This is a genomic window from Oribacterium sp. C9 (assembly GCF_002007235.1).
Lineage (GTDB): Bacteria > Bacillota > Clostridia > Lachnospirales > Lachnospiraceae > Oribacterium.
In genome coordinates, this window is record NZ_MUHW01000069.1 from 1 (window position 1) to 1,041 (window position 1,041).

A 1,041-nucleotide genomic window follows, 5' to 3' on the forward strand; every position below is an offset into this window, starting at 1 on the left:
GCTTCGATTTCATCATAACTCATTTCGCGGCACTCAGACACCACCTCTTTAAAAATCCTCGCCAGTAAAGGCTTATACGCCAGTATGTTCTTCACGGTCTGATCGAGCCGTATCTTATCCTGATCAGTCGCAACAATTGCTTTCCCAAGTTGTGATAAACGTTCCATATCCGCTCCTACAAAAAGCGAGTAAGACATGAACTTCTCGCCTTAATTATATACCAACCACACCAATTGCAATTAATTAAAAAAGTATGTAGAAACATATGTTCTGCCATTATTATAGGTGCCGGTATAGATTATGTCAATGTTTATAAAAACAATTGTTTGGTAAAATAAAAAGACCGTCTCCCTGATATCAAATCAAGGAAACGATCCCTTTACATTATAAAAGAGGCAAGCCCCATCAAGGGCTTCAGATACACAACTATAGATTATTTTGTATTTAAAATCAAAGAACTACATATTCCACTTTTTTCATATTCCAAACCGCAGAACTGTACCTTCCACTGCCACAGGTAGAGATCACGTAAATCTACTCTTTTACAAGTACGCCTTTCTGAATCTCCAAGACATAATCCAGTGAAAGCTTACAAGAACTTGATATATCCTGCGGTGTCATGCCGGACCGGAGCATCTCTTCCACCAATGCTCTTTTTCCGGCTTCTAAACCAATGCCTATTCCCTGCTCTCTGCCGATGCCTATGCCCTTTTCAACACCCTTATTCTCCATCGCCGTTGCATACGTACACATATCCGTCACCTCACCTTCCACTTCTTTCGTCATCCTCAAGCCATACTCTGACTTTAATTTTTTAACCTTTTCTACTCCATCGATTCTTTCATCAAACAAATCCGTCAGCATCCTGACCAATTCATTATCTGCATTTTCCGAATCGTGTTTACCGCTGATATAAACAATTATGGCATTTAATATATCATATCTCGGCTTGTCTGTATTACTTCCATACAAGAAATGCCTGTTTATATCATATATCTCGATCGAATTTGCCCGGGTCTGCGCCGCTTCCGTACAAAGCCA

1 pseudogene is annotated in these 1,041 nt (G+C 40.0%); it reads right to left on the bottom strand.

Annotated features, from left to right (window positions below):
- Positions 1 to 534: 534 nt before the first annotated feature.
- Positions 535 to 1,041: pseudogene (locus BXO88_RS16180) on the bottom strand (hypothetical protein); the annotation flags it as partial.